26 protein-coding genes and 1 pseudogene are annotated in these 25,368 nt (G+C 60.7%); 7 read left to right on the plus strand and 20 right to left on the minus strand.

All coding sequences use genetic code 11. The features are described from left to right. From GGQ66_RS20130 to GGQ66_RS20165, 8 genes and pseudogenes are all read right to left on the minus strand, one after another. A pseudogene (locus tag GGQ66_RS20130) lies at positions 1–188 on the minus strand (electron transfer flavoprotein subunit beta/FixA family protein); the annotation flags it as partial. A gap of 24 nt (positions 189–212) precedes the next feature. Continuing rightward, positions 213–1,010 (minus strand): HpcH/HpaI aldolase/citrate lyase family protein, encoded by a 798-nt coding sequence (locus tag GGQ66_RS20135; protein WP_183795018.1) that lies wholly within the window; start codon positions 1,008–1,010, stop codon positions 213–215. Further along, positions 1,007–1,876 (minus strand): HTD2 family dehydratase, encoded by an 870-nt coding sequence (locus GGQ66_RS20140; protein WP_183795020.1) that lies wholly within the window; start codon positions 1,874–1,876, stop codon positions 1,007–1,009. The genes GGQ66_RS20135 and GGQ66_RS20140 overlap by 4 nt, the downstream gene beginning before the upstream one ends. Beyond that, positions 1,873–3,000: a CaiB/BaiF CoA transferase family protein gene (locus GGQ66_RS20145; protein ID WP_183795023.1), complete on the minus strand. Its 1,128-nt coding sequence runs from the start codon at positions 2,998–3,000 to the stop codon at positions 1,873–1,875. Before GGQ66_RS20145 ends, GGQ66_RS20140 begins: the two co-directional genes overlap by 4 nt. After that, the gene (locus GGQ66_RS20150; protein WP_183795025.1) at positions 3,000–4,163 is read right to left on the minus strand and encodes an acyl-CoA dehydrogenase family protein; all 1,164 of its coding nucleotides are present in this window, start codon (positions 4,161–4,163) and stop codon (positions 3,000–3,002) included. Before GGQ66_RS20150 ends, GGQ66_RS20145 begins: the two co-directional genes overlap by 1 nt. Before the next feature lie 171 nt (positions 4,164–4,334). Continuing rightward, a complete protein-coding gene (locus GGQ66_RS20155) occupies positions 4,335–5,261 on the minus strand; it encodes a LysR family transcriptional regulator (protein ID WP_183795027.1) in 927 nt (308 codons plus the stop codon). An 88-nt stretch (positions 5,262–5,349) separates the two neighbouring features. Continuing rightward, a complete protein-coding gene (locus tag GGQ66_RS20160) occupies positions 5,350–6,240 on the minus strand; it encodes an MBL fold metallo-hydrolase (protein WP_237359008.1) in 891 nt (296 codons plus the stop codon). Then, on the minus strand, positions 6,237–6,764 hold the full coding sequence (locus GGQ66_RS20165; RefSeq protein ID WP_062653174.1) for a nuclear transport factor 2 family protein: 528 nt from the start codon (positions 6,762–6,764) through the stop codon (positions 6,237–6,239). Before GGQ66_RS20165 ends, GGQ66_RS20160 begins: the two co-directional genes overlap by 4 nt. Positions 6,765–6,984: 220 nt before the next feature. On the opposite strand from GGQ66_RS20165, the gene GGQ66_RS20170 reads away from it, so the two are divergent. Beyond that, a complete protein-coding gene (locus GGQ66_RS20170) occupies positions 6,985–7,812 on the plus strand; it encodes an IclR family transcriptional regulator domain-containing protein (protein WP_183795029.1) in 828 nt (275 codons plus the stop codon). Positions 7,813–7,854: 42 nt separating this feature from the next. Here the strand turns inward: GGQ66_RS20170 and GGQ66_RS20175 are convergent, their stop codons facing one another. The 11 genes from GGQ66_RS20175 to GGQ66_RS20225 form a co-directional block, all read right to left on the minus strand. Further along, the gene (locus GGQ66_RS20175) at positions 7,855–8,493 is read right to left on the minus strand and encodes a glutathione S-transferase family protein (RefSeq protein ID WP_183795031.1); all 639 of its coding nucleotides are present in this window, start codon (positions 8,491–8,493) and stop codon (positions 7,855–7,857) included. A gap of 36 nt (positions 8,494–8,529) precedes the next feature. Continuing rightward, the gene (locus GGQ66_RS20180; protein WP_183795033.1) at positions 8,530–9,684 is read right to left on the minus strand and encodes an acyl-CoA dehydrogenase family protein; all 1,155 of its coding nucleotides are present in this window, start codon (positions 9,682–9,684) and stop codon (positions 8,530–8,532) included. A gap of 51 nt (positions 9,685–9,735) precedes the next feature. Further along, positions 9,736–10,539: an enoyl-CoA hydratase/isomerase family protein gene (locus GGQ66_RS20185; RefSeq protein WP_062653166.1), complete on the minus strand. Its 804-nt coding sequence runs from the start codon at positions 10,537–10,539 to the stop codon at positions 9,736–9,738. A gap of 14 nt (positions 10,540–10,553) precedes the next feature. Continuing rightward, entirely contained in the window at positions 10,554–11,297 is a 744-nt protein-coding gene (locus tag GGQ66_RS20190; protein ID WP_183795035.1) for an SDR family NAD(P)-dependent oxidoreductase, read from the minus strand. 11 nt (positions 11,298–11,308) lie between these two features. Beyond that, positions 11,309–12,481, minus strand: a complete 1,173-nt coding sequence (locus GGQ66_RS20195) for a thiolase family protein (protein WP_183795037.1) — start codon at positions 12,479–12,481, stop codon at positions 11,309–11,311. Between the two features lie 49 nt (positions 12,482–12,530). Beyond that, positions 12,531–12,824, minus strand: coding sequence for a DUF1330 domain-containing protein (locus tag GGQ66_RS20200; protein WP_183795039.1), 294 nt, complete (start codon positions 12,822–12,824; stop codon positions 12,531–12,533). Between the two features lie 27 nt (positions 12,825–12,851). After that, positions 12,852–14,048 (minus strand): acetyl-CoA C-acetyltransferase, encoded by a 1,197-nt coding sequence (locus tag GGQ66_RS20205; protein WP_183795041.1) that lies wholly within the window; start codon positions 14,046–14,048, stop codon positions 12,852–12,854. Positions 14,049–14,249: 201 nt separating this feature from the next. After that, a complete protein-coding gene (locus GGQ66_RS20210) occupies positions 14,250–14,960 on the minus strand; it encodes an ABC transporter ATP-binding protein (protein ID WP_062653156.1) in 711 nt (236 codons plus the stop codon). Beyond that, positions 14,957–16,660, minus strand: a complete 1,704-nt coding sequence (locus GGQ66_RS20215) for a branched-chain amino acid ABC transporter ATP-binding protein/permease (RefSeq protein WP_183795043.1) — start codon at positions 16,658–16,660, stop codon at positions 14,957–14,959. The genes GGQ66_RS20210 and GGQ66_RS20215 overlap by 4 nt, the downstream gene beginning before the upstream one ends. Positions 16,661–16,672: 12 nt before the next feature. Beyond that, complete coding sequence (locus GGQ66_RS20220; protein WP_183795046.1) at positions 16,673–17,539, minus strand: branched-chain amino acid ABC transporter permease; 867 nt, start codon at positions 17,537–17,539, stop codon at positions 16,673–16,675. Positions 17,540–17,625: 86 nt separating this feature from the next. Next, the gene (locus GGQ66_RS20225; protein ID WP_210287349.1) at positions 17,626–18,783 is read right to left on the minus strand and encodes an ABC transporter substrate-binding protein; all 1,158 of its coding nucleotides are present in this window, start codon (positions 18,781–18,783) and stop codon (positions 17,626–17,628) included. 347 nt (positions 18,784–19,130) lie between these two features. Between GGQ66_RS20225 and GGQ66_RS20230 the strand changes: the two genes are divergently transcribed. From GGQ66_RS20230 to GGQ66_RS20245, 4 genes are all read left to right on the plus strand, one after another. After that, a complete protein-coding gene (locus GGQ66_RS20230; RefSeq protein ID WP_441397342.1) occupies positions 19,131–19,808 on the plus strand; it encodes a 3-oxoacid CoA-transferase subunit A in 678 nt (225 codons plus the stop codon). Positions 19,809–19,818: 10 nt separating this feature from the next. Beyond that, on the plus strand, positions 19,819–20,472 hold the full coding sequence (locus tag GGQ66_RS20235; protein WP_183795050.1) for a 3-oxoacid CoA-transferase subunit B: 654 nt from the start codon (positions 19,819–19,821) through the stop codon (positions 20,470–20,472). Positions 20,473–20,542: 70 nt separating this feature from the next. Further along, on the plus strand, positions 20,543–21,820 hold the full coding sequence (locus GGQ66_RS20240; RefSeq protein ID WP_210287350.1) for an acetyl-CoA hydrolase/transferase family protein: 1,278 nt from the start codon (positions 20,543–20,545) through the stop codon (positions 21,818–21,820). Between the two features lie 105 nt (positions 21,821–21,925). Continuing rightward, positions 21,926–22,705 carry an alpha/beta fold hydrolase gene (locus GGQ66_RS20245; protein WP_183795052.1) on the plus strand — a complete coding sequence of 260 codons (780 nt, stop codon included), beginning with the start codon at positions 21,926–21,928 and terminating at the stop codon, positions 22,703–22,705. Positions 22,706–22,834: 129 nt separating this feature from the next. On the opposite strand, the gene GGQ66_RS20250 is transcribed toward GGQ66_RS20245, so the two are convergent. Next, entirely contained in the window at positions 22,835–23,971 is a 1,137-nt protein-coding gene (locus GGQ66_RS20250) for an MFS transporter (RefSeq protein WP_183795054.1), read from the minus strand. Here GGQ66_RS20250 and GGQ66_RS20255 point away from each other — a divergent pair. Both GGQ66_RS20255 and GGQ66_RS20260 read left to right on the plus strand, forming a co-directional pair. Next, a complete protein-coding gene (locus GGQ66_RS20255; RefSeq protein ID WP_183795056.1) occupies positions 23,879–24,547 on the plus strand; it encodes an ABC transporter permease in 669 nt (222 codons plus the stop codon). The two genes, GGQ66_RS20250 and GGQ66_RS20255, sit on opposite strands and share 93 nt — an antisense overlap. Continuing rightward, positions 24,540–25,343 carry an ABC transporter permease gene (locus tag GGQ66_RS20260; protein ID WP_183795058.1) on the plus strand — a complete coding sequence of 268 codons (804 nt, stop codon included), beginning with the start codon at positions 24,540–24,542 and terminating at the stop codon, positions 25,341–25,343. Before GGQ66_RS20255 ends, GGQ66_RS20260 begins: the two co-directional genes overlap by 8 nt. Positions 25,344–25,368: the final 25 nt, after the last annotated feature.

Below are 25,368 nucleotides of genomic sequence, written 5' to 3' on the forward strand. Positions count from 1 at the left end.
ATCGACACCGCAACCACTTCCGCCGCCTTGCCCGCTTCCTTCAAACGCAGCGCCTCTTCCACCGCAATCTCGTCAAACGGGTTCATCGACATCTTCACATTCGCCAACTCAACGCCGCTGCCATCCGTCTTCACACGGATCTTAACGTTGTAGTCAACAACCCGCTTAACGGGCACGTGAATCTTCATAAGGCTTCCTCCTCATTGCAAATATCAGGTGGTCTGACGCGCCGCCCTGGCCAGAATGGCGCGTGCACGAATGCGCACCGGCTCATCCACCATCGCTCCATCAACGCTCACCGCGCCATCGCCACTGACAAGAACCTTGTTCGCCCAATCGATTTCCCGGGCAACGGGCCGGAAGCCCGCCAAGATCGGCCCGACCTGTTTCGGATGAATGGCGAGCTTGCCACCGAAGCCAAGATCACATGCATGACGGGCATCCGTCGTGATGAGTTCCGCGTCTTCGATAACCGTCGTCACACCATCGACCGGTGCGGCAAGACCGGCAAGACGCGACGCCAGAACCAGTTCGGAACGGGCGCAGAGAAGCGCTTCACGCGTATGGGCGCATCCCAGATCGGCACAGAAATCCACTGAGCCGAAAATCAACCGCTCGACCCCTGCGAGAGAAGCAATCTGTCGTGCCTCGGCAAGCCCCCGCGCGGTTTCAATCAGAGCCAGAACCGGTACGTGGCTGATGGCCGCAAGCGCTGCAAGATCGCCACCCAGTTCCGCCTTGGGCACGATAATGCCTCCCAGCGGCAGGGTTGCCGCCGCCTTCAGGTCATCGGCATGCCACGGCGTTCCCTCACCATTGATCCGCAGGAAAACAGGCCGGTCGGTAAAGCTGACGTCCAGCGCCGCCCGAGCGGTCTCTTTCGCATCCGGCGCGACGGCATCCTCCAGATCGACGATGACCGCATCCGCCCCGGACGCCGCCGCCTTCATGAACCGCTCAGGGCGATTACCGGGAACGAACAGCGGTGCTGTGAAATGTCCGAGGATCATTCCCAAACGGCCTCCGCGCTTAGTCCCACAGGGCCGCCTTCCCGCGCCGTCCACAACCTGAGCCCCCGGTCACTCTCGACCGCATGTAGAAAAATCCTGTCGTGATCAAAGAGCGGCGACTGTCCGCGGAATGTAAAGCGCTTCGGCACGTTGCCCTTCAGATCGCGGGCAAAATTCAGGAGCAGGGTTGCCTGCAAGGGACCGTGCACGACAAGACCGGGATAATGCTCGACATGAACAGCATAGGGTTGATCGTAATGAATGCGGTGACCGTTGAAAGTCAGGGCGGAATAGCGAAAGAGCAGGGTGGGATCGACCGGAGCCGAGCGGGTATACGTCCCGATCGACGCTGGCTCGGCAGGATCGTCCGTCTTCACCGTCCCAGCCGCGGTCGCCGCTTCCCGATAGACGATGTCCTGCTTTTCCTCGACGACCACATGACCATCCACCTCGGAACGATGCTCGACCGTGACGAAGCAGAGCAGGCCGGTGCGACCATGCTTGATCGCGACATCCACGATACGTGAATTGCGGGTCACAGCGTCGCCTACATGGAAATCCCCATGAAAGGTCAGGCTGCTGCCTGCCCACATGCGACGTGGCAACGGAACGGGCGGCAGAAAACCACCCTTCTGCGGATGACCGTCATGCCCGAGAAGACTGCCCCGAACAACGGGTTGCGCCAGGCAGTAATTGATCAGCAGCGGGGCAATATCACCCGTCACCGGCAAATCCGCCGTCAGATCGAGCGTTGCATTGAATTTTTGGACCAGATCGATGGAAACCGTATCAATTGCCGTTTCCTGACGGCCAATCCACGAGCGGAGATGCTCGGCATCGATTGCCGTGGAATGCGTATCGCTCATCGTGTGTTCTCCTTGGGATTTCCATGCTGGCCAAGTGCGGGGACGGCGCCGTAGCTGCGCGGCGCATCGATAAAGATCGGCGCAGGCGCGGGACAGGCAACAGGACCGGCTTCGGTTTCCACCATAATCCGCCGCAAATGCGGGTGTTGCGACAACCCGGCCATGTCATTGATGGAAGCGAATGCCGTATCGGCCTTCACCATACGGCATATGGCTTCCTCCTCCGTCAGCGAGACGAAGACACCGGCAACCAGTGCGGCAGTCTCGGCATAGTTCGAGACGCGCGCCACGTTGGTCGCGTAGAGCGGGTCTGCTGCCTTTTCCTGCTGTCGCAGAACCTCGGCACAGAACTGTGCCCATTCACGCTCGCTCTGAATGGCGATGAGAATGGCCTTGCCCTCCTTCGTGGTAAAAACGCCATAGGGTGCGATGGACGGATGCGCCAGACCAAGACGCCGGGGCGGCTTTCCACCCTCCGCCTGCAGCAGCGGCACCGTCAACCATTCGGCCATCACATCGAACATCGAAACCCGGATATCCGCGCCTTGCCCGGTGATCGAGCGCGCGATCAGGGCTTCGAGAATGGCGGCATGGGCCGTCGCGCCCGTGGCAATATCGACCACCGAAATGCCGACGCGCGCCGGCTCTTCCGGGCCACCGGTTATGGAGGACAGTCCGGCTTCCGCCTGGATGAGCAGGTCATAGGCCTTGCGCCCAGCCATCGGCCCATCCTCACCAAAGCCGCTGATCGAGCAGAGGATGAGCCGCGGATAGGCTTCACGCAGCCGCGCCAAGCCGAAACCCAGCCGATCCAATGCGCCGGGCTTCAGGTTCTGAACCACCACATCGGCCTGTGCGATGAGATCGCTCAGCACCTGCCTGCCCTCTGGCAAAGCGAGATCAAGGACAAGCGACTCCTTGCCGCGATTGAGCCAGACGAAATAACTGCTCTGCCCGGCGCAGACATCGTCATAACCCCGGGCGAAATCCCCCTCCGGCCGCTCGATCTTGACGACATGGGCGCCCGCGTCGGCCAGACGTGCCGAGCAGAAAGGCGCGGCAACCGCCTGCTCGATGGCGATGACCCGGATGCCTTCGAGAGGAAGGCGGGACGACCGCGTCATCAGAACGACCTCGGCAGGCCGAGAACATGCTCCGCCACATAGCTCAGAATGAGATTGGTGGAGATGGGGGCAACCTGATAAAGGCGCGTTTCCCTGAACTTTCGTTCGACATCGTACTCGCAGGCAAAACCGAAACCGCCATGGAACTGAAGGCAGGCGTTGGCGGCTTCCCACGAAGCCTTGGCGGCCAGATACTTGGCCATGTTGGCCTGTGCACCGCACGGTTCATGCGCATCGTAAAGCCGGCAGGCCTCGTAGCGCATCAGATTGGCGGCTTCGATTTCGATATAACTTTCCGCGATCGGGAACTGCACGCCCTGATTCTGGCCGATCGGGCGTCCGAAAACCTGGCGATCCTTCACATATTCGGACACTTTCTCGACAAACCAGTAGCCATCGCCAATGCACTCGGCCGCAATCAATGTGCGCTCCGCATTGAGACCGGTGAGAATATACTTGAAGCCCTGCCCTTCTTCGCCGATCAGGTTTTCCGCCGGAATTTCAAGATTGTCGAAGAAGAGCTCGTTGGTCTCGTGATTGACCATATTGAGGATCGGCTGGACAGTCATGCCCTTGCCGATGGCATCCTTCAGATCGACGATGAAGATGGACATGCCTTCCGACTTCTTCGCCACCCGGTCGAGTGGCGTGGTGCGCGCCAGAAGGATCATCAGGTCAGAATGCTGGACACGGGAAATCCACACCTTCTGTCCATTTATGACGTAACGATCCCCCCTGCGGACCGCCGTCGTCTTGATGCGCGTAGTATCGGTTCCGGTCGTCGGTTCCGTCACGCCCATGGACTGAAGACGCAGCTCGCCGGACGCGATTTTCGGCAGATAACGCCTGCGCTGCTCCTCCGAACCATGCCGGACCAGCGTGTTCATATTGTACATCTGACCATGGCAGGCCCCGGAATTGCCGCCGGAACGGTTGATCTCCTCCATGATGACGGAGGCCTCCGTCAGACCGAGGCCCGATCCACCATATTCTTCCGGGATAAGGGCAGCCATCCAGCCCGCTTTCGTCAACGCATCGACGAATTCCTCCGGATAACCACGCGCTTCATCGATCCGACGATGATATTCGGATGGAAACCCGGCGCAAAGCGCGCGAACCGCATCGCGAATATCCTGAAAATCCTTACCACGCGTGACCTGCATGTGCCTTCTCCAATCCGCGATAACCGATGCAGGCCCAGGCGGCGGGCGGGCCGGCTGCCCATTGCTTCGCCCGGGACCAATTTCTCTCTGTTTTTAAGAGCTTGCAGATCGTGACGCCAATAGAGTTGCGCTCAATGAGCTATGCCGGTTTGCGATAGGCAGCCGCCCGGCTCACGCCAGCATGGTGCCTGCCCATCCGCGCTGGGAAACGAATTCATTCGCGACATCGATGAATGTATTGGCGATGAACTGGGCGGCATCCGTCAATCCACGATCAAAGGCCGATACGATGACCAGCGTGCGGGTTGGGGCGGGATCGAAGATCGGCACGGCCTGCAACCGCCCTTCCAGAACGGCGTCATAAACAGGCGGCAAGGGCAGAATCGTCGAGCCGAAACCATTGCGGACCAGAGCCACGATGGCATTGAGCGAATCCGCCTCGACCGACGGCTTGAGCGTGATGCCGGCGCGAAGGGCGCAGGCATCGAGAATCTTGCGCAGCCCATGCCGCTGGCTGGGCAGCACCAGCCGCTCCCCCGCCAGCCGGGAGAATGCAATGCTGGTTTCGCCATCGTCCGCGCATTGTTTATGACGGATCAGAAGAAGATTTTCGATCATCACCGGGCGAACCCGCAGACTGGCCACCCGCTCGGGATCATAGGACAATGCAACATCGATATCCCCGCTCTGCAGCCAGTCGAGCAGATAGCCGCTGAACGCCGAGGTGAAACGCACGGCAAGATCAGGATGTTCGGCAGCCGCTCTCTGGGCCAGCGGCACGGTGGCGAACTCTGCCACGGTGGGCGTAACACCAATCACGACCTCCCCTGCCAGCTTCTCGGTCCGCGAAGCGGCCAGCCTGCGGATGTCTTCCAGTTCGTCCATGACCTTTATGGCGTGGCCGATAATCTTGCCGCCCATCGTGGTGGGCACCATGCCGCGTCCGTCCCGGTCAAACAGAACGACATCCAGTTCCTCCTCGAGAAGTCTTATCTTGCGGCTCAAGGCGGGCTGGACGATGTTGAGCCGCGCGGATGCCTTGCTGATGCTTCCAAGCTCCGCGACATGAATCAGGGTTTTGAGCTGCCCGATATCCATAAGAGGCACCTTCCATCAGATTCCGGAACTGGAGAGGACGCGACCCGCACGCCTCTCCCGCTTGATGACAACATGACCCGATGAGGCGTTACGGCCAGACCGCACCTTCGAACCGGTAGCCATCGCCCTGCTTGCGCACATAACCACAGTAAGGCGCACCGAAATGCATGGGCATGATCAACGTGCCGCGCTCGGCAGCGTCCGCCAGTACCCGCGCCCGCGTTGCCCTGGCCACCTCGGGAAGCTGGCAATAGGCGGTATTGATGTCGGGCCGCAGGATCTGGATCGGTGAGTGGAACACGTCAGCGCAGAACAGCCCCTCCTCGCCTTCCGAATTCAAACGATAGCTCAACATGCCCGGTGTATGGCCTGGAACGGGCTCGACGTTCAGACAACCCGCGATGATGCCTGCATCGTCGCTGATGAAATCGACCAGTCCTGCATCGATGACAGGCGCAACACTATCCTGCCAGCTCCGATCCATGGTCAGATCCGACCCGTCGCGCGCGGCCTTGGCCAGATGCTCGTAATCGTTCTGCGGCATGAGATAGCGGGCATTCGGGAAAGCCGGGCGCCACTGACCATCATCCAGAACGGTATTCCATCCGGTATGATCGGCATGAAGATGAGTCTGCACGACGTGGGTCACGTCCGCAAATCCCGCACCTGCGGCCTGCAGCCATTCCGGCACGCGATTGTTCAAGGCATTCATGCGCGCAGGTCCGCGCGTCTTGCCGTTGCCGACACCGGTGTCGATGAGAATGACCTTGCCATCGATCTGCACGATCCAGATCTGGATGGTCACCACCAACCGATTCATCGCCGGGACATAGTGATGCGGCGCCAGTTCCGTCGACAGGCTGGCCAGATCCTCCGGCGTCAGATCGGGAAAGAGAAAGGCCGGATCGTGCGTCGGTGCCGAATATTCCACGACACGGGTCACACGCGCCCTGCCAATCATTCTGCTCTGCATCATCATGCCACGGCTTCCTTGTGCTTGCGATCCTGCCAGCGGGCAGCCTGCGCTTCCGCGTCGAGCGGCAAGCCTTGCGGATCGATATAGACAGGGCGTCCGACGAAGCCCTCCGTCAACGGCGCGAAATAGTAGAAGGTTATCTTGCGCTTGCGGAACCGCCAGACACCGTCTTCCTTGCGGAACTCATCGTCGTAATGCCCGGCAGAGACATAGGAGACCCCGTTCTTGACCGAAAGATACTGCATCGAGATGCGGCCGGTGGCCGTGATGCCATCGAGTTTCACCGTGGCGTTTGTGCAGAAGTGCCAGAAGCCCTGGGCAATGCCATCCACCGTGTCCCGGAAAAAGCGCAGAACTTCATCCCGCCCCTTCACATGGGCAAGCCCCTGGAATTCGCCGTCCTGCGTGAACAATCCGGCCAGCGCGTTCCAGTCCCGGTCATCCAGAACGTGGCAATAGTGGGCGCGCAATTCCGTAATTGCCATGCGATCTTCAATCGCACCGATGCGCTGTTCCAGTTCGCTCATGTATTCCTCCCTGACATGATCCTCGCGAATGCTTCCGCTCCTCGGCGACCGAACCGCTCCATCGGAGCGGGCGGCAAGCCCGAAAGCATCCATCAATGTTCGCAATACGAACATTTGTTCAAAATGTAGATTCCCTTACGCCGCAATGTCAAGTATAGAGAAGCGAAAGGTGCGGCTCCAAACCGCCGGAAATTCACGAACACCGGGAGCGCCGGGAAAGATGAGCAAGACGATGACACCGGAAACAGACGACGGTCCGGACACGGACGACGACAAGCGTGGTTCGGATTTCGTCGTCGCCGTCGCGCGTGGCATGAGCATACTGGAATGTTTCACCAGCCCGGCCGCTGTCAAGCAGCAGGGTCGGATGACGCTGACCGATGCCGCCAAGCTGACGGGCCTGAGCCGTGGCACAGCACGCCGCCTGCTGCTGACCCTGAAAGAGATCAATTATGTCGATTTCGATGGCAAATTCTTCTGGCTTACGCCCAAACTGGTGAACCTTTCCCGTGGCTTTCTGATGCCCCGTGGCTTGGGCGACGGTTCGTCCGCAATCCTGCACAAGCTGACGGAAGAACTCGACGAATCCGCCTCGGTCGGGATTCTGGATGGGGCAGAAATCGTCTATATTGACCGCGCGGAAATCCGCCGCATCTATTCCTCGCGCATCGTCAACGGCACGCGCCTGCCTGCCGCCTACACGTCCATCGGCCGGGTGCTGCTGGCATCCCTTGCGGACGAGGAACTCAATCGCTGGCTTTCGGCGCATCCACTCAAGCAATTGACACCGAACTCGATCACTGAACGCGACAGGTTCTGGCAGGAAATTTCCCGCATCCGGTCGCAGGGCTATGCAATCAATGACGAGGAGCTTGAAATCGGCATTCGCTCGATCGCCGTCCCAATCATGGGCGCCAACCATCGGATCACGACGGCACTGAATGCCTCGACCGTAACGGCACGTCACAGCGTGGACGATCTGAAGAACACCTTCCTGCCCGCACTGCAGAAGGCAGCCGAAAAGCTCAGCCAGACCATGGGCTGGTAACGAAAACGGCGGGCCATGGCTGGCAAGGCCCGCCGGAGGGCTTCAACTCGCGGGGCGCGGATCGTCGCGGAATGCCGTCGCGATCACCGAAGGGCGTTCGCTGAAGCCCTGATGCCAGGCCGCCAGGGCCGGTCGTCCCTCACGCCACTGATCGGCTGCGAAGCGGAAATCGAGGTAACAAAGCGCCACGCCGATTGCCAGATGACCGGCATCGAAAGGCCGCGCCTCAAGGTTCGGAACATGCGCCTCCAGCCAGTCAAGCACCGCATTCGCCTTCTTCCTGCAGGTGGCGATAATCCGTTCGTCGCGCTTGTCGTCCGGGCGCAAAACCGCCTCGATCAACCGCGTCATGGCAATATCGATCAACCCCGTACCGATGGCATCGTCGCGCAGGGCGACGAGACGCGCTTCGGGGTCGGATGGCAACAGAGTAACCGCTCCTCCGGCCTGCTGATCCGCCCATTCGATGATGACGCGTGAATCGACCAGTACCGGTTCGCCTTCCCGCTCCAATGTCGGAATCTTGGCCAGTGGATTGACCGGAAAGAAGCTTTCCGGCGGAAAGATCGGATCAGCGAGGGTCCGCACGGTCTCAACCTGATCGGCTATCCCCTTTTCGTGCAGCGCCACCATAACCTTGCGGACATAAGGCGAGCGCGGCGACCAGTGCAGTCGGTTCATTTCAATTCCTCCCATTGTTTCCATCCGTCCGGGCCTTCAGCGCCAGGCGCTGATGCCCGTCAATTCCCGGCCATGGATAAGCGCGAGAATGCCCTGGGTGCCATCCGGCACCTGGAACACGCGCGCGTCCTGCCAAAGCTGCGCCAGACCGAGTTCCTCCGTGATCCCCATTCCGCCGCAAATATGCATTGCCTTGTTGATTACATCGACAGCGGCCTGCGTCGCCAGCCGTTTCGCCATGGCCGAAACACCATTGCCCCGGCGCCCCGAATCGAGATTGGCAAGCGCCATCAGGCAGGTCAGGCGCGCGCTGACCAGAGCGGCCTCCATATCGGATAATTCCTGCTGTATCAGTTGGCGCGCCGCGAGCGGTGCTCCAAACTGCCGGCGGTCCATGGCGTGCTGCATGGCGACGTCGAACGCACGCCGGGCGATTGCAAGCGTCATGAGCCCGATCAGCGGCCGGTTGGCATTCCACACGATGGTCATGTATTTGCCGGCATCGCCCGGCTCGCCGATGAGGTGATCCAGCGGCACCTCCGTGCGATCGAACACCACTTCGCAGAGGTGCCCCTGTTTGAGACCGGCCAGAGCGGTTTCATGCAGTCCGACCCGGGCCTTGGCCAGATCGACAAAAACGCGCTGCGGAATGGGTCGCCCCTGTTCGTCATTGCCAGTGGAGCAGGACACGACCATGCAGTCGCAGATCGACGCGTTGGTGATCCACATCTTGGTGCCGGTTATGAATGCCCGGTCGCCCTCGATTTCCAGCCGCGTGGAAACGGCATTGGAATCCGATCCCGCATTCGGCTCGGAATTCGCGGTGCAGATGATCTTCCGGCCCGCAATGAAGTCCGGCAGGTAATGGTTGCGAAGGGCTTCATTGGCGCCAGCGCTGAAGCGGGTCATCGAGCCGTCATGGGAAAGAAGCGACAGGGCGATGGCCGGCGGCAACTGTTCCATCACCAGACCGTAACTCAGCATGGAAAGGCCGGAGCCACCCAGTTCCTCCGGCAACCGCGCGGCGGCAATGCCGAACCCGGCCAGATGTTCGTAGATTTCCAGCATCGCCGATTTCGGCAGCGGCTTGTCCTTGTCGTGACGGTCCAAAATGGGCTGGAGCGTGTCGGCAGACATGCGCCGCACCGATTCCACAAGGATTTCCTGTTCTTCGTCGAGTTCAAAATTCATCGTTTCGTTCCGTAATCGGGGGAAGATTGGTCAAGTCACCGGCCGGGCGTGTCATCGGCCCGCATAGGCTGGCTTGCGCTTTTCCGCGAAGGCTCTGCGCCCCTCGATCCTGTCCGCGCTATCGCGCAGAAGGCCCCAGCCGGCATTCGAGTGAGCAACGAAATCACGCGGGGCCATATGGGCCGTCTCCAGCGCCAGCTTCTTGACCATCTGCACCGCGAGCGGGCCGTTGGCGGCGATTTTCGCGGCCAGGTCGAAAGCGGTTTGCAGAAGGGCATCGCCCGGCACGACATCGCTGACGAGCCCGATCCGCAGCGCCTCGTCGGCCTTGATGCGCCCGCCCGTCAGCGCCAGCTTCATCGCATGGGCGGCAGGCAGCGCCCGCAGCAGATATTGCACGCCGCCGACTGCCGGCACACTGGCGACAGTCACTTCCGGCAAGGCAAAGCTCGCCGTCTCGCTGGCAATCCGCAGGTCGCATTGCAGGGCAAGCTCCAGTCCGCCCCCAAGGCAATAGCCATTGATGGCCGCGATGACGGGCTTCCATAGATCGAGATCGTTCAGGTCCAGCAAACGGGTATAGCCACCCAGATCGGCCTCAGCCTCGCGGCTCTTCAACACGCCCGCGGCAAACGAGGTTTCCGCCGGCATCGTCGCCTTCAGATTGGCGCCGGTGCTGAAAGCCTTTTCCCCTGTTCCCGTCACGATGATGCAACGGATGTTGTCGTCATCGCGGCAATCGGCAAGATGCCGGCGCAGGCTGCGCAGTTCCTCGACCGTCAGGGCATTCATGGAATCAGGCGCATTCAGTTCGAGAACGGCAATGTGCCCGGTATCTTTTCTCTCCACGCTCATTCGTCCGCTTCCTTTCATACGCTGGGGCTGGAAAGCGAGCGGCCACCGCACACATAGAGCAGTTGGCCAGTCACATAGCTGTTGTCAGGGTCAGCGAAAAACAGAACCGCCTTCGCGATGTCGTCCGGCTGACCGATACGGCCAACCGGCACGGTCTTCTTGAGCTTGTCGCGCACCTCATCGGCATAGCTGAGAAGAAGCGGCGTCTCGACGATACCCGGTGCAATGGCATTGACCGTAATGCCCTTGCTGGCCAGTTCCAGCGCCAGCGTGCGGGTCAGGCTCACCACGCCCCCCTTGGACGCCGAATAGTTCGCCTGCCCGAACCCGCCGAGCCAGGCACGGGAGGAAATGTTGACGATGCGCCCGAACCCCGCTTCGATCATGCCCGGCACGACGGCGCGGCAGCAGAGAAACTGCGACTTGAGGTTCACGGAAAGAACGAAGTCCCAATCCTCCTCGCTCATGTTGACGATGCGCTTGTCGCGGGAGACACCGGCATTGTTCACCAGAAGCGAAGGGGTATTGCCCTGTTCCTTGAGCGCTTCGACTGCCGCCGACACCGCCTCTCCGGAGGTGACATCGACCGTCTGCGGCAACAGACGTCCGGCATCCGGCCCTGCCTCGACGACCAGAGCATCGAGTGCCTCCGGATCACGGTCCCACACCGAAACCGTCCATCCCTTGTCCAGCAGGGCACGGGAAATGGCACGCCCGATGCCCTGCGCCCCGCCCGTCACGATGGCTGTCCGTTCCATGGCCGACCTCCTCAAACCGAAAGAATGGTGACGCAGGCAACGGCGGAATCGCCGGCAAGCTGGCCGCCATTGTTTTCCGCCATAGCGACCCGGGCACCTTCACGCTGGCGTGGTCCGCTTTGTCCCCTGAGTTGCTGGGTCAACTCCACGATCTGGGCCGCACCGGTCGCGCCGATCGGGTGGCCACGGCTCAACAACCCGCCGCTCGGGTTGACCGGTACCCGCCCGCCGATATCCGTTGCACCGGAGCGCAGAAGCCCGATGGCGCCGCCCGGTTCGCAAAGCCCGATATTCTCGTAGTGGATGAGTTCGGCTGGGGCGGAGGCGTCGTGCAGTTCCACCACATCGAGATCCTGCGGACCGAGACCGGCAATTTCATAGGCCTTGCGCGAGGCGGTGACGGCCACCGGCTCGCGCTCACCGGAGGTTCTGGCCGTGACGACCGCCGACGCACGAACGCGAACCGGCTTGACCGCAAGCTTGCGGGCAAAGTCGTCGGAGCACAGCAGGATGGCCGCAGCCCCGTCCCCGATGGACGAGCACATGAAAAGTGTCAGCGGATCGCTGATCATCCGGCTTGCCAGCACCTCTTCCACGCTCGTCTCGTTGCGAAACTGCGCTACGGGATTGAGATGACCGGCCCGCCGGCTCTTGACCACGACGCGGGCAAAGTCTTCCCGCGTTCCGCCGGTCGCTTCCATCCATTTGCGCGCCTTGGCGGCGTAAAGGTCCATGAACAGCGACCCGCTTCCGGCCTGATAGCCTTCCGGCAGCGGTTCCTCCAGATCGACCGCGCGGGCGAAAACCTCGAAGGAAACCCGCTTGTCTTCATGCGACAGCCTTTCGCAACCCACGACAAGCGCCGTTTCGGCCTGGCCGCTGGCAATCGTCAGCCAGGCAAGGTGGAATGCGCTGCTGCTGGAAGCGCAGGCGTTCTCGATGTTGAACATCGGTTTGCCATCCAGCCCGGTATTGCGTAGCGCCGCCTCGGCGCGGATCATTTCCTGACCGGTGACCAGACCGGCGGCCGCGTTGCCAAAGAACACCTGGTCGACCTGATGCGGTTGCACACCGGCATCGCTCAGGGCCGCGCTCACGGCTTCCTCCGAAAACGATTTCAGATTGCGCTCCAGAAATTTTCCGAAACGGGTAATGCCGACGCCGGCAACGATAACTTCTCTCATGTCTCTCTTCCCTCAATCGCGTGAAGCGGGTGCCCGAAGGGCCTGTCCGCTATTCGGCGCCCTGCACCGCCCAGACGTCGAGAACGCCCAGACCATCGCGCAATGGCTTGATTTCATTTTGATATTCAGTGGAACGCCAGAACCGGTCGATGGCTTCGAGCGATGGAAACCGGAACAGCGTGAAACGGTCGTGAGCGAAATCGCCCTCAAGTACCCGCGCCTGCCCGCGGCGCACGACATATTCACCGCCATGCCGGGCAATGCAGTCCGCGACGCGCGCCTGATAGGGCTCCCATCCTTCGGTGCTGATGACTTTTGTCAGCACGGCCATATAGGCAACCATCGCTTTCTCCTCCGCCTCCTGAGGTGCTCAAACCCGCTCGAACAGCGCGGCCATGCCCATGCCACCGCCAATGCACATGGTCTCGAGCCCGTAACGGGCCTTTCGCCGGTCCATTTCGTGCAGCAGGGTGGCAAGCATGCGAATGCCGGTCGCGCCGATGGGGTGCCCCAGTGAAATGCCGGAACCGTTGACGTTCACCCGATCGAAATCATCGATTTCAAGCGCCTTCAGAACCGCGAGCGCCTGCGTTGCAAACGCCTCGTTCAGTTCGATCAGATCGATCCTGTCGAGCGAAACACCTGTCCGTTCAAGCACACGTCTCGTTGCCGGTACCGGACCGATGCCCATCCGGTTCGGCTCCACACCGACCGCCGACCATCCTGCAAGGCGTGCCATTGGCTGAAGGTCATGCTGCTTCAGATAGTCTTCACTGACGACAAGGCAGGCGGCGGCGGCATCGTTTTGCTGGCTGGAATTCCCCGCCGTGCAAACGCCCTGCGGCAACAGTGTCGGCAACCGTGCCAACTGCGCCTCGTTACTGTCTTCGCGGATACCTTCATCCTGTGCGAACAGGGTCGTCTCACCCTTGCGACCGGGCACCGCGACAGGAACGACCTCGGACTCAAACCGCTTTTCCCGCCAGGCGGCGGCCGCCAGTTGGTGGCTGCGCACGGCGAAGGCATCGGCCTCTTCACGCGAAATGCCATAGTCACGCGCCAGATTGTCCGCTGTCTCCGGCATGCCGGAAATCTGCCCGAACCGCTCCACAGGCTGCGACTTTACCCGCCCCCGGTCGAGCCGGTCGTGGAACTGGACGCTCCCCATCCGGTGGCCCCAGCGCATGTCGATCGTGTAGAACTCGATGTTGCTCATGCTCTCGACGCCGACCGCCAGAACGGCATCCGCCTGACCGGTCTGGACCTGCATGGCCGCAGTCACCACGGCCTGAAGGCCGGAGCCGCAACGCCGGTCGAGTGTGAAGCCCGGCACTTCGATCGGCAGCCCCGCCGCCAGAGCGCCATAACGCCCGATGCAAGGCGCTTCGCTGGAGGCATAAGACTGCGAAGCCACGACATCGCCGATGGTTTCGGGGGGAATGCCGGTCTGCTTCAGCAAAGCCTGTATGATGTGAACCATCAGCGCGTCGGCCGTCAGAGGTCGCAGGGCGCCGCCGAAACGCCCGATAGGCGTGCGCAGGGGAGAGACGATGAAAGCGTCCTTCATGCCTGCCTCCCCGACCGTTCGGCAAATGCCGGCTGCACTTCCATTTGTTCGGTTAATGGACTTTTGTTCGCATTTTGCAAAGGGTAGACTCCCCCGTTCATTCCGTCTTTCGAGTGGTTCATTCCACCTGTCAGGGAAGGCCCGATCCTGGGTCTTCGACAGGAAGAGCCGGCGCCGCAGCGCCGGGAAAATGCCAGAAGTTCAGAAAAGCTCCACCAGACGTGCATGGTCATTCAGCGGGGCGGGATCGCCTTCGTAAATCACTCCGCCAGTCTTCAGAACCATGACGCGATCGGCGATGGGCAGTGAATATTTGATGTTCTGCTCCACCACGATGACCGAAGCGTCGAAGCGCGCCTTGATCTCGGCAATCGACTCCATCACTCGCCCCACGAGATTGGGAGCAAGGCCGATGGACGGCTCATCGAGGATCAGGACACGCGGCCCATGCATCAGCGCCATGCCGATGGCCAACATCTGCTTCTGCCCGCCCGAAAACGTCCCGGCAATCTGCCCGGCACGGTCGCGGAGAATGGGAAACATCCCGTAGATCTCCTCGATCCGCTTTTTCTTCTTGGCGGTATCGGCATCGACGAAACCGCCCAGCTCCAGATTGTCGCGCACCGTCAGGCTGGGAAAAATGCCATGCCCCTGCGGCACGAAGGCAATGCCCTCGGCCACATTGCGGGCCGGAATACGCCCGGTGATCGCGTGCCCGTCGTAGAACACCTCGCCCGACATGGGCTTCAGCAGGCCGAAAATCGCCCGCATCAGCGTCGTCTTGCCAGCGCCGTTGTGCCCCAGCACGAGAAGCGTCTCCCCGTGCGCAAGGCGAAGGTCTATACCCTGAACGGCTTTCTTCTTGCCGTAGCCTGCGCTCAGACCCCTTGTTTCCAGAATGGGACCGGTCATTTGAAATACCTTTCAGCCAGCTCGGGATTGTTCATGAGCTCGTCGGGCTTGCCGACAGCCATGGTGCGTCCCTCGTCCAGGAAGAAAACCTCGTCGCAGAGTTCCTTGATGACATCGAGATTGTGCTCGATGATGCAGACGGCCTTGCCGTGTTCCGCGAGTTTGCGGATCACCGGGAAGATGTCGTGCAGCGTGGTCTGGTCGAGACCTGACATCGGCTCGTCAAACAGCAGGACTTCCGCACCCGTCGCCAGAAGGCGGGCCACGACCAGCAGTTTCTCTTCCGCGTAGGAAAGATCGGCAGCCGTCTCATAGGCCCGGTCGTGAAGTTCGACAAATCGCAGGATATGCATGGCCTTGCGCATAGCCTCCTGCTCCCGGCGGCGAACGGCCATGGGGGTCAGGAACAGCCGCCAGATGCTGCGCACCTTCTGGCCTGGCAAGGCGACCATCACATTTTCCAGCACCGTCATATTGGTGAACAACCGAAGATCCTGGAAGGAGCGCGCCACACCGGCATCGACCAGTTCATGCGGCTTCTTGCGGGCAATATCCTTGCCATGCAGCAGGATCTGGCCGGAAGTCGGCTTGAGAAAGCCCGTCAGCAGGTTGAAGGCGGTGGTCTTGCCAGCACCGTTCGGGCCGAGCAATCCGGTAATGCGGCCCTTCTTCAGCGAGATCGAAAAGTCGGATACCGCCACGACGCCCCCGAAGCGCTTGCCGAGATTGCGGCCTTCAAGCACAATCTCATCTCGCTTGCCGCCTTCCGATGAAAGCAGTGCTTCGTCATCGGTCCTGTCATCGCCACCATCCGGAGAAACCCACATCGCCTTACGGCCTCGCGGTTCGGGAAGAAGGCCTTGCGGAGCGAAAACCAGAACCGCCATCAACACGCACCCGTAAAGAACCAGACGAATCTTGTCGGCGATGTCCACCGGCAGCGGCAGGAACTTGAGCAGTTCCGGCAGAATGATGAGGATGGCTGCCCCCAGCACGGAGCCGCGCAAATTGCCCACACCACCCAGAATGACCATGGCGAGAATGTAGATGGTTTCGTTGATGGAAAAGCTTTCGGCGCTGACATAGCTGAAATACTGCGCAAACAGCGAGCCTGCCACGGCGGCAAGACCGGCCGAGATGGCGAAAACCGCAACCTTCATGAACAGGATGTCGAGACCCACGGCCTGGGCGGCGGATTCATTGTCACGCATGGCGCGCAGCGCCCGGCCGAAGGGCGAGCGGATGAGAACCCGCGCGATGCAGTAACACAGCACGAGAGCGATGAACGCGACCATCATGAAGCGGAACGGCGTATCGATGACGAGATTGCCGAAATGGTAAGGCGGAATGCCGCCGATGCCGTCAGTGCCGCCCGTCAGTGATTTCCAGTTCAGGATGACCTGAAGAACGATGATCTGCAGCGCCAGCGACACGATCACGAGATAGTGCCCGTTCACGCGCAAGGCGGGCAATGCGATGATCGTGCTCAAGAGCATCGCAAACAGCACCGAACCGAGGAGCGGCAGCGGGAAGGCAAGCCCGAGCTTGGTGGTCAGGATCGCGGTCGTATAGGCACCGATCGCATAGAGCGCAGCATGGGACAGTGCAAACAGCCCGGCAAACCCGATGAGAAGATTGAAAGAGGTCGCGAGGATGGCGTAAAGGCAAAACAGCACGCCGATATGATAAAGAAAGTCCATTTGGTGTCCTCCCTACCTGCGCGCGAGACTGAAAAGGCCGTGCGGGCGCAGAAGGATCATCAAGAAGAGCACGATGAAGGCGATGGAGCTCTGCCATTCGGTCGATATTTTCCACAGACCGAGGCTTTCAACGAGGCCGAGCAGGAAACCGCCTGCAATAGCACCGCGCAGCGAGCCGACACCGCCGACGATCACGGCGACAAAGCCCATGAAGACGGCGGTAAAGCCCATATGCGTGCTGGCGCCATCCTTGAGGGTGACCAACAAGGCAGCAATGGCGGACAGAGCCGAACCCAGGGCAAAGACGAGGATCGAAACCCGCGCGGTATCGATACCGATGACGCGCGCCATTTCCGGATCGTCGGTCATGGCCATGATGGCTTTGCCGTAACGTGTGTAATTCACGAACAGATATAGCAGCACGCAGACGAGCAGGAAGCTGACGACCTGCCAGACATGGATCGACGTAAAGAACGCCGGTCCAAGAAAATGGATGCTCGTCTCCGCATCAATGGTGCGCGCACCGGTCCCGAAAATGATCCCGACCAAGTTTTCGAGGACGATCGTCAGGCCGAGCGAAGCGATCAGCGGAATGAGAGGGCTGACGCCTCTGCGCTCCAGCGGTTGATAAAGGCCGACATAGGAGGCAACGCCAAGCCCCATCGCAACAACGACACCCGCCGCAAGCCCAAGAAAGATCGGTGCGCCCATATAGCCGGACACAAACCAGGCTACGTAAGCACCGAAAGTGAAAATTGAACCGAAGGCGAAATGCACGATCCGCGTCGTCGCAAAGATCAGCCCGAAGCCCAGCCCGAGAAGTGCGTAATGGCTGCCGTTCACGATGCCATTCAGCAATAGCTGTATCACAAGGTCCATGATCGACCCTCTACTTGATGTCAGGAATGGATGTGGAGGGGGGCGGACAGACCGCCCCCGGGGCTCAAGCCCGGCCGCAAGGCCTTTCAATCGAGGCTGACATACTGAACGAACTTGCCCTTGCCCTCTTCAACCTTGAAGATGGCGACGCGCTTCTTGGCAACGCCGTTGGACTGATAGGTCATCGAGCCACCATAAACGCTGTCAAAGACCGGGTTTTCGCGAATGGCCGAGATCAGCTTGCGGCCGTCCCAGTAATCACCGCCCTTTGCGCGGGCACGGCGGATTGCTTCTGCGAGAACATAGACGTTCTCGTAGTAGTTGGCGGCGTAGAATTCCGGGTCTTCGCCATAACGCGCCTTATAGGCGGCGGCAAAATCCCGCGACCATGGATACTCGTCCGACGGGGTGAAGTAGTCGGAGGCATATTCGAAACCTTCGACCTGGCTGCCGGCGATTTCCTTGATGTCACCGGTATACTCGATACCGATCAGCGGTGCCTTCACGCCAAATTCACGCAGCTTCTTGATGGCCAGACCCGATTCCGGGCTGAACAGCCACAAGCCGACCCAGCTCGGATTGGAAACGCGAACCTTGGCCACCTGCGTATCGATGTTCGATGCACCCAGTTCGACGAACTCGGTCGCCACAACCTTGTGTCCGGCCTTTTCCCAGTAAGGCTGGGCCGAGGCGGCGACACTTTCGCCTGCATCGTTCTTCCAGACCATCTGGGCCATGTCGCCCAGACCGCGCGTTTCCGCCCACTTGACTGCGGCAAGCCCCAGATCAGAGGCCAGCGTGCGATTGTGGAACATGTTCTGCGAGGCCTTGAGCAGCGCTGCGCTGGTACCACCGCCGTTCAGCAGCAAAATCCCCTTTTCGTCCGCAATCGGCGCAATCGCCAGCGTCGGCGGCGAAAAGGAGGTCAGGACAGCCTGAACCTTGTGAATGCTGATCAGCCGATTCATGGCGGAAACGCCTTCCTTGGCGACACCGCTCTTGTGATCTTCGATGATCGCCTCCAGCGGAATGCCATCGACCCCACCCTTGGCGTTGATCTCGTCAACGGCCAACTGAATGGCGCGGCTCATGACCTTGCCATACCAGTCCGCCTTGCCACTCATGGCCAGAATGGCCCCGAATTTATAGCTGGCTGGGTCGTTGGGCTTTTCCTGCGCCGAAGCGCCTCCGGCGAATGCAAGCAGACCTGCCGCCATCACCGATGCAATGATTTTCCTCACCATCTTCCTCCTCCCTGAAGAAGCGTATGTTGTCTCCACAATGTCCGCAATACGAACATTTGTTCGATAAACAGCATAGACGATGTTTTGAGGCCGTCAAGCGCCCCTGCGTTCGCAAACCTCTGACAACGTGCGGAGTCTCCGGTTATCGCATTGATATAAATAAGTATTAATTGCGCTCCGCAGCAAATCCCCCACCTGGAACGCCCTCGGCAACCCGTTTGCCAGCTTGACAACGCCAAATCACATCGCAATATTTGATGGACATTTGTCCGTATTGCGAACATTTTGCACCTAAAAGATGTTCGCGGCCCGGACTACAAACGGCGTCTCTGGGAGGAGAGGGAATGATTGACAAGACCATCGCAACGGTTGCCCAGGCATTGGAGGGGCTGGAACACGGCAACACGCTCCTGCTCGGCGGCTTCGGCGCCGTAGGGCAGGCGACGCACCTGATCGAGGGTGTTCTCGAAACGGGCGCGCGCGATCTCACGGTTGTCGCCAACAATGCCGGATATGGCCAAGTCGGTCTGGCGCGGCTGCTGCGTGAGGGGCGCGTTCGAAAGCTGATCTGCAGCTATCCCCGCATTCCCGGCTCCACGATCTTTGAGGAACTCTACCGCGAGGGCAAGCTGGAGCTGGAGCTTGTGCCGCAGGGCACGCTGGCGGAGCGGATGCGCGCCGCTGGTGCGGGCATTCCCGCCTTCTTCACCCCGACAGGATTCGGCACCCGGTTGGCAGATGGCAAGGAAGTCCGCGATTATAACGGGCGCGAATGTGTACTGGAAACCGCGCTTTACGGCGACGTCGCCCTCATCGAGGCATGGGAGGCTGATCGCTGGGGTAACCTGACCTACAAGGCGTCCGGCAGAAACTTCAACCCGGTTTGCGCCATGGCTGCCAAGCTGACGATCGCGCAGGCGCAACATCTCCTGCCGCTCGGCGACATGGACCCGGAACGGGTCGTCACGCCCGGAATTTTCGTCAACCGTGTCGTCCACATCCCCTACGGTTCCCCTACTGCTTGAGGTTTCTCATATGAACAATTCATGGACAGCCCGCACCCGCGACCAGATCGCGGCCCGTATCGCCCGCGATATTCCCGAGGGCTGGTACGTCAACCTTGGTATCGGCGTGCCGACGCTGGTCGCCAACCATGTGCCCAATGATATCGAGGTCGTCTTTCACGCTGAAAACGGCATCCTCGGCATCGGCCCTGCCGCCACGCCAGAAACACTGGACCCCTGGCTCATCAATGCCGGCAAACAGCATGTGACGCTCAACCCCGGCGGAAGCTATTTCCACCACGCTGACAGCTTCGCAATGATACGGGGACGACATCTCGACCTCTGCGTGCTTGGCGCCTATGAGGTGGCGGTGGGTGGCGACATCGCCAACTGGGCACGATCGGACAGCGACTTTGCGCCCGCTGTCGGTGGCGCGATGGATCTGGCTGTCGGTGCACGCCGGGTCTGGGTTGCGATGGAACACGTGACGAAAACCGGTGCGCCGCGTCTGGTCGAGCGATGCTCCTACCCACTGACAGCCCAACGCTCGGTCGGCCGCATCTATACCGATCTCGCAGTGCTTGACGTGCTGCCGCACGGGTTCCGCGTCATCGATATGGTCGAGGGTATGTCGCTGGCGGAATTGCAGAACCGCACCGCCGCGCCGCTCGAACTGGCGGCCTGAGCAGGCTTTCCAACAAATGTCGGCGACATTTCCGGCCAACGGCCCGGCTCTTTCATTCCAGGGGAACACCATGGACACATTCCAGGGGCTCAAGCGCCGTCACCCGGTGGCTACCCGGTCTATCCACGCGGATGACCTGCACATGCAGGACTGGGTCACTCCCGGCGCGATGGTCGCGTGGGGACAGGCTGGAGCGGAGCCGGTGACGCTGACGGCCGCGCTGATGCGCGACCGTCACGCCATAGGCGGCTTTCGGGCCGGTATAGGCCTGACACTATCCGAAGCAGCCTCACCTGCTTTTGGCGACGCCGTACGCTTTATCTCATACTGTGCAAGCGCCAATAACAGGCGGCTGGCCAAAGCGGGCATGCTGGATATTCTGCCCGTGCCCTATTCGCAGTTCGCCAGTGCGCTCCAACCGGTCGATGTCCTTATGCTGCATTTACCGCCGGCCGATAAAAATGGCCGGCACAGCCTGGGGCTGGTGCAGGAATACCTGTTACCCCTGATAGGATCGGCCCGGATCATCATCGCCGAAATCAACGACCAAATGCCGTATGTGTTCGGCGAAGCGTCCATCGCGACCGACGAAATCGACGCCATCATTTCCACGTCACGCCCTTTGCTGGAACTGCCGCCGATCGTACCCGGCCCCATTGAAAGGCAGGTGGCACACAATGTCGCCGGGCTGATCGAAGATGGTTCGACCTTGCAACTGGGGCTTGGGCAAATTCCCGAAGCCGTGCTCGACGCTCTCGTGCAGCATCGTAACCTTGGCGTCCATTCGGGCGTCATCGGCGATGGTGTTGCAACGCTCATGGAGACCGGCGTGATCAACAACGCCTGCAAACCGGTCAACACGGGAGTGACAGTCACAGGCTGGCTGCTCGGCAGCCGAAGGCTCTACGAATTTGCTCGCGAAAATCCCGCGATCCTGGTCTGCGGCACGCATTACACACACGACCCCGCCGTGTTGGCCAGCCAGAATAAACTCGCCGCCATCAACTCGGCGATCGAGGTTGATCTGACCGGCCAGATCAATGCTGAAACCGTCGGCTCGTCCTATGTCGGCGGCGTTGGAGGCGCTGCGGATTTCATTCGTGGCGCCCATAGATCGCCGGGCGGCCTGCCGATCATCGCCCTGCCCTCGACGGTCGCCACATCCGGAAAGAGCAGGATCGTCGCTCGGCTTTCCGGCCCTGTGAGTACGCCGCGTAGCGAGGCCGGACTGATCGTAACCGAGCACGGTGTCGCGGATCTTCGCGGACGCAGCCTTCACGAACGGCGAAAACTAATGCTGGCTATTGCCGCACCGGAACATCGTGAGCAGCTTGAACAGGAGAAATAGGCCGGCACCTTCCATATCCGGGCCATGCTTCTAAAACAGCTATATAAGTGATCCGACCTTCACCGGACATGCGTCCGTCAAGCTATGCCTCTCAGGAAACAAGACATGATCGAACTCAACGCCGATGTCGATCCGATTAGCGAGAAGCCGCCTTTACTTCTCCTGCACGGCATGATGTCCAGCCGGAATCATTGGCAACTCAACGAAGGATTGGCGCGTCATTTCAGGCGAATTCGGGTGGAGCTCCCCGGCCACGGCTTGTCGCCTGCAACGGATGAACCACTCGACTACACCCCGGATGCGCTTGTCGCCGCACTCGATCATGTCAGGGCGCGGCTGGGGATTGATCGCTGGTATATTTGCGGCCAGAGTTTTGGTGCGGCACTCACCCTGCGCTACGCGCTGGACAGGCCCGAACACGTCATCGCCCAAGCCTTTTCCAATGCCAGTGCGGCCTTCAGAACCACACCGTCACCGGAATGGCACATGGAAAATGACGCACGCATTGCCGACATGCAGCAACACGGACGCGAAGCCCTGCGGCGCTTTCGTTTCCATCCCGCTCACGCCCGGCGATTTCAGTCCGACATTCGGGAGCAACTGACGCATGATGCGGACAACGCCTCGTTGACCGGCATCGTCAATCTGTTCCGCTTCACGCTGCCAGACCTGTCAATCCGTTCGCGGTTCGGATCGACGCCAGTTCCGACCTTGCTTGTCAACGGCCGTTACGAACGCGCCTTCCAGCCCGTCCGAGAGTACGTTGCAGCAACACTGCCTTGCGCGAGGATCGCCGATCTCGATGGAGGTCACTCCATCAATGTCGAACAACCCGTTCTGTTTGATAAGGAGGTCAGCAGCTTTTTCATGCAATTCACCTGCTGATCACTTTGAAGCACCTGCAATCTTGGGAATCATACGAAGAAAATCGGCCATCTGAAGGAAGAAACCGATGCGCACAAGCGTCGCCCGTTGGGTGGTGATCTGACGGGGTGAAAGACGGGATCGCTCGGGTCAGCGAGGTCGTCTTGTTGCCCGCATCCGGATGGCAAGCGTCAGGAGCAGCGCGAGGGTCGCCATGGCGGCACCGACCGATGAAATGGCGGGAATACCGATCGTCTGGACCAGAAAGCTGGCGAAAAGGGCAGCACCTCCGATCCCCACGTTGAACGAAGCCGTATTGAGGCTGGAAGCGGCAGCGGCAAGACCGCTGCCGCGGGCGATCCTGACGGCTTCGGTCTGGAGAATGGGAGGCAGGCTGAAGGCGAATATTCCCCAGAGAAAAAGTATGGCTGGCAGCGCGGTCGGGCTTGTCAGCGTCACCGGCAGGATCCCGAGACAGGCGATCAATCCGAAGATGGCGATGACCGCGGCGGCGGCAAAGCCGATCCGGTCACTCACCCGGCCGGCAAGCAGGTTGCCGGCCACCGCGCCGGCTCCGAACATCGTCATGTAGAAGCCGGAATTCACGTCCTGATCGCCGAACAGGGCAGGGAAATAGGTGAAGGCCATGGTAGAGCCACCGAAGGAGAGGATGGTGATGGCGTAGACCGACAGCAGTTGCGGATTGCCAAGCAATCCGACGAGCCGGCCGGCGGGCGCGATGTGCAGGCCGACGCGATGCGGCATCGCCCACAGGAGCAGCATGCAGGCAAGAAAGGCGGTCGCACCAATGGCGACGAAGACCATTCGCCACCCGCCATCCGCCCCGACATAGGCTGCCAGCGGCACGCCGAGGACCATGGCGATAGTCGGCCCGACGAAGACGACGGATACCGCCCGCGTCGAATGACTTTCCTGCACGATGATGGCCGCAGCGGCGGTGCCGAGACCATAGACCGCACCCTGAGCCATGCCGGAGACGACACGACCCGCTATGAGCAGCCCATAGGTGGGGGCTGCCGCAGAAAGCGCGTTGGCAAGTGAAAAGACGAGGATGCAGCCGAGCAGGATGGCGCGGACGCTCAGGCGCTGGCCAACCACGTTGATGCCCACCGCGCCGATGACCATGGCGGTGGCGTAGGCACTGACGATCAGGCCAGCTATAGCCGCATCTTCGTGACAACCTTCGCCGTCAGTGCGGAAACGGTTCTGGCCTGCCTCATCCTCGGGGTTCCGCTCGCCACCTTCATTTCGGCGTTGAAGCCGCACGCCGCCGCCCTTTTTGTCGGCGCCATCCTCTTTCCCTTCTGGACCTCGCTTCTGGTGCGGGCCTACGCCTGGCTTGTCATCCTGCAACGCAACGGCCTCATCAATACGTGGCTCATATCGTCGGGCGTGATCGACGAGCCGCTCCCGCTTGCCTTCAATATGTTCGCGACCGTGCTCGGCATGACGCACATCATGTTGCCGGTCTTCCTGTTGCCGGTGATCGGTGCGATGCGCGGGATCGATCGCAGCCTGATCCGGGCGGCGGCGAGCATGGGGGCTTCGCGCGCCTATACCTATCGCAAGGTCTTCCTGCCACTCGCCCTGCCCGGCATCGTCGCGGGTGCGACGCTGGTCTTCGTCATGAGCCTTGGCTTTTATGTCACTCCGGCCATTCTCGGCGGCGGCACGATGCAGGTCATTTCCATGCGCATCGCCCGCAGTCTTTCCACCTATTCCAATTTCGGTGCGGCGGCCGCCATCGGTGTCGTGCTGCTGGCCTCAACATTCGTCCTGCTTGGTATCAGCCTGCTCATCCGCCGGCTGACGATGGGCGGCTCGGGAGAAAGCCATGCTTGACGGTTTCGCCGAAAACAGACTGCTCAGTTGGACGAGATGGATCTTCGCGCTGGTGATGATGATCTTCCTCATCGCGCCGTCGCTGATCGTCGTACCGATGTCCTTCTCGTCGTCGGATTATCTCGAGTTTCCGCCGCGCGATTCCTCGCTGCGCTGGTACGAAAGCTTCTTTCATTCCTTGGCATGGTTGCAGGCAATGCGGGCTTCGCTCGTCGCGGCGACCCTGAGCGCGGTCATCTCGGTTCCCGTAGGCACGCTTGCAGCCTATGCCGCGCGGAAACTGCCGCTCAGGGTGAAAGTGGTTGTTGGTGCCTTCCTGCTGACGCCGGCCATCGTGCCCTCCATTCTCGTGGCAATCGGCTATTTCTTCGTGCTGGCGCAACTCGGATTGGTCGGCAGTATGGTGGGCCTTGTCCTGGGGCATGCCGCGCTGGCGATTCCCGTCGTCTTCGTCATCATGTCCTCGGCCTTCGCCGGTTTCGATCCCAATCAGGAACTGGCCGCCGAAAGCCTCGGCGCGGGTCGCATGACCGTCTGGAAAAGTGTCATCATCCCGCAGATTCGCGGCGCGCTGTTCGCATCGGCACTGCTTGCCTTCGTCACTTCGCTCGACGAGGTGGTGATCGCCATGTTCATCTCCGCCGGTCCGAACGCCACTCTGCCCAAGGTCATGTTCAGTGCGCTACGCGACAAGATCGACCCGACGGTTGCCGCTATTTCCACCATGCTGATTTCCGTAGCGGTTCTGGCCGTGGTGGCCCTGCTGCGCTCCGGACGAAAGCAGGATCCCACCTGATGGCCGCGTGCCTGCCGGTCCATTT

This window comes from Allorhizobium borbori (genome assembly GCF_014196535.1).
Taxonomy (GTDB): Bacteria; Pseudomonadota; Alphaproteobacteria; order Rhizobiales; family Rhizobiaceae; genus Ectorhizobium; species Ectorhizobium borbori.

Excerpts from the sequence above, each read along its gene's own strand:
- GGQ66_RS20140 (WP_183795020.1), bottom strand. The coding sequence starts at position 1,876 with ATGAGCGATACGCATTCCACGGCAATCGATGCCGAGCATCTCCGCTCG.
- GGQ66_RS20235 (WP_183795050.1), top strand. The coding sequence starts at position 19,819 with ATGAACAATTCATGGACAGCCCGCACCCGCGACCAGATCGCGGCCCGT.
- GGQ66_RS20260 (WP_183795058.1), top strand. The coding sequence starts at position 24,540 with ATGCTTGACGGTTTCGCCGAAAACAGACTGCTCAGTTGGACGAGATGG.
- GGQ66_RS20210 (WP_062653156.1), bottom strand. The coding sequence starts at position 14,960 with ATGACCGGTCCCATTCTGGAAACAAGGGGTCTGAGCGCAGGCTACGGC.
- GGQ66_RS20225 (WP_210287349.1), bottom strand. The coding sequence starts at position 18,783 with ATGGTGAGGAAAATCATTGCATCGGTGATGGCGGCAGGTCTGCTTGCA.
- GGQ66_RS20135 (WP_183795018.1), bottom strand. The coding sequence starts at position 1,010 with ATGATCCTCGGACATTTCACAGCACCGCTGTTCGTTCCCGGTAATCGC.
- GGQ66_RS20215 (WP_183795043.1), bottom strand. The coding sequence starts at position 16,660 with ATGGACTTTCTTTATCATATCGGCGTGCTGTTTTGCCTTTACGCCATC.
- GGQ66_RS20170 (WP_183795029.1), top strand. The coding sequence starts at position 6,985 with ATGAGCAAGACGATGACACCGGAAACAGACGACGGTCCGGACACGGAC.
- GGQ66_RS20205 (WP_183795041.1), bottom strand. The coding sequence starts at position 14,048 with ATGAAGGACGCTTTCATCGTCTCTCCCCTGCGCACGCCTATCGGGCGT.
- GGQ66_RS20150 (WP_183795025.1), bottom strand. The coding sequence starts at position 4,163 with ATGCAGGTCACGCGTGGTAAGGATTTTCAGGATATTCGCGATGCGGTT.
- GGQ66_RS20245 (WP_183795052.1), top strand. The coding sequence starts at position 21,926 with ATGATCGAACTCAACGCCGATGTCGATCCGATTAGCGAGAAGCCGCCT.
- GGQ66_RS20240 (WP_210287350.1), top strand. The coding sequence starts at position 20,543 with ATGGACACATTCCAGGGGCTCAAGCGCCGTCACCCGGTGGCTACCCGG.
- GGQ66_RS20145 (WP_183795023.1), bottom strand. The coding sequence starts at position 3,000 with ATGACGCGGTCGTCCCGCCTTCCTCTCGAAGGCATCCGGGTCATCGCC.
- GGQ66_RS20200 (WP_183795039.1), bottom strand. The coding sequence starts at position 12,824 with ATGGTTGCCTATATGGCCGTGCTGACAAAAGTCATCAGCACCGAAGGA.
- GGQ66_RS20220 (WP_183795046.1), bottom strand. The coding sequence starts at position 17,539 with ATGGACCTTGTGATACAGCTATTGCTGAATGGCATCGTGAACGGCAGC.
- GGQ66_RS20190 (WP_183795035.1), bottom strand. The coding sequence starts at position 11,297 with ATGGAACGGACAGCCATCGTGACGGGCGGGGCGCAGGGCATCGGGCGT.
- GGQ66_RS20195 (WP_183795037.1), bottom strand. The coding sequence starts at position 12,481 with ATGAGAGAAGTTATCGTTGCCGGCGTCGGCATTACCCGTTTCGGAAAA.
- GGQ66_RS20165 (WP_062653174.1), bottom strand. The coding sequence starts at position 6,764 with ATGAGCGAACTGGAACAGCGCATCGGTGCGATTGAAGATCGCATGGCA.
- GGQ66_RS20160 (WP_237359008.1), bottom strand. The coding sequence starts at position 6,240 with ATGATGATGCAGAGCAGAATGATTGGCAGGGCGCGTGTGACCCGTGTC.
- GGQ66_RS20180 (WP_183795033.1), bottom strand. The coding sequence starts at position 9,684 with ATGAATTTTGAACTCGACGAAGAACAGGAAATCCTTGTGGAATCGGTG.
- GGQ66_RS20155 (WP_183795027.1), bottom strand. The coding sequence starts at position 5,261 with ATGGATATCGGGCAGCTCAAAACCCTGATTCATGTCGCGGAGCTTGGA.
- GGQ66_RS20175 (WP_183795031.1), bottom strand. The coding sequence starts at position 8,493 with ATGAACCGACTGCACTGGTCGCCGCGCTCGCCTTATGTCCGCAAGGTT.
- GGQ66_RS20185 (WP_062653166.1), bottom strand. The coding sequence starts at position 10,539 with ATGAGCGTGGAGAGAAAAGATACCGGGCACATTGCCGTTCTCGAACTG.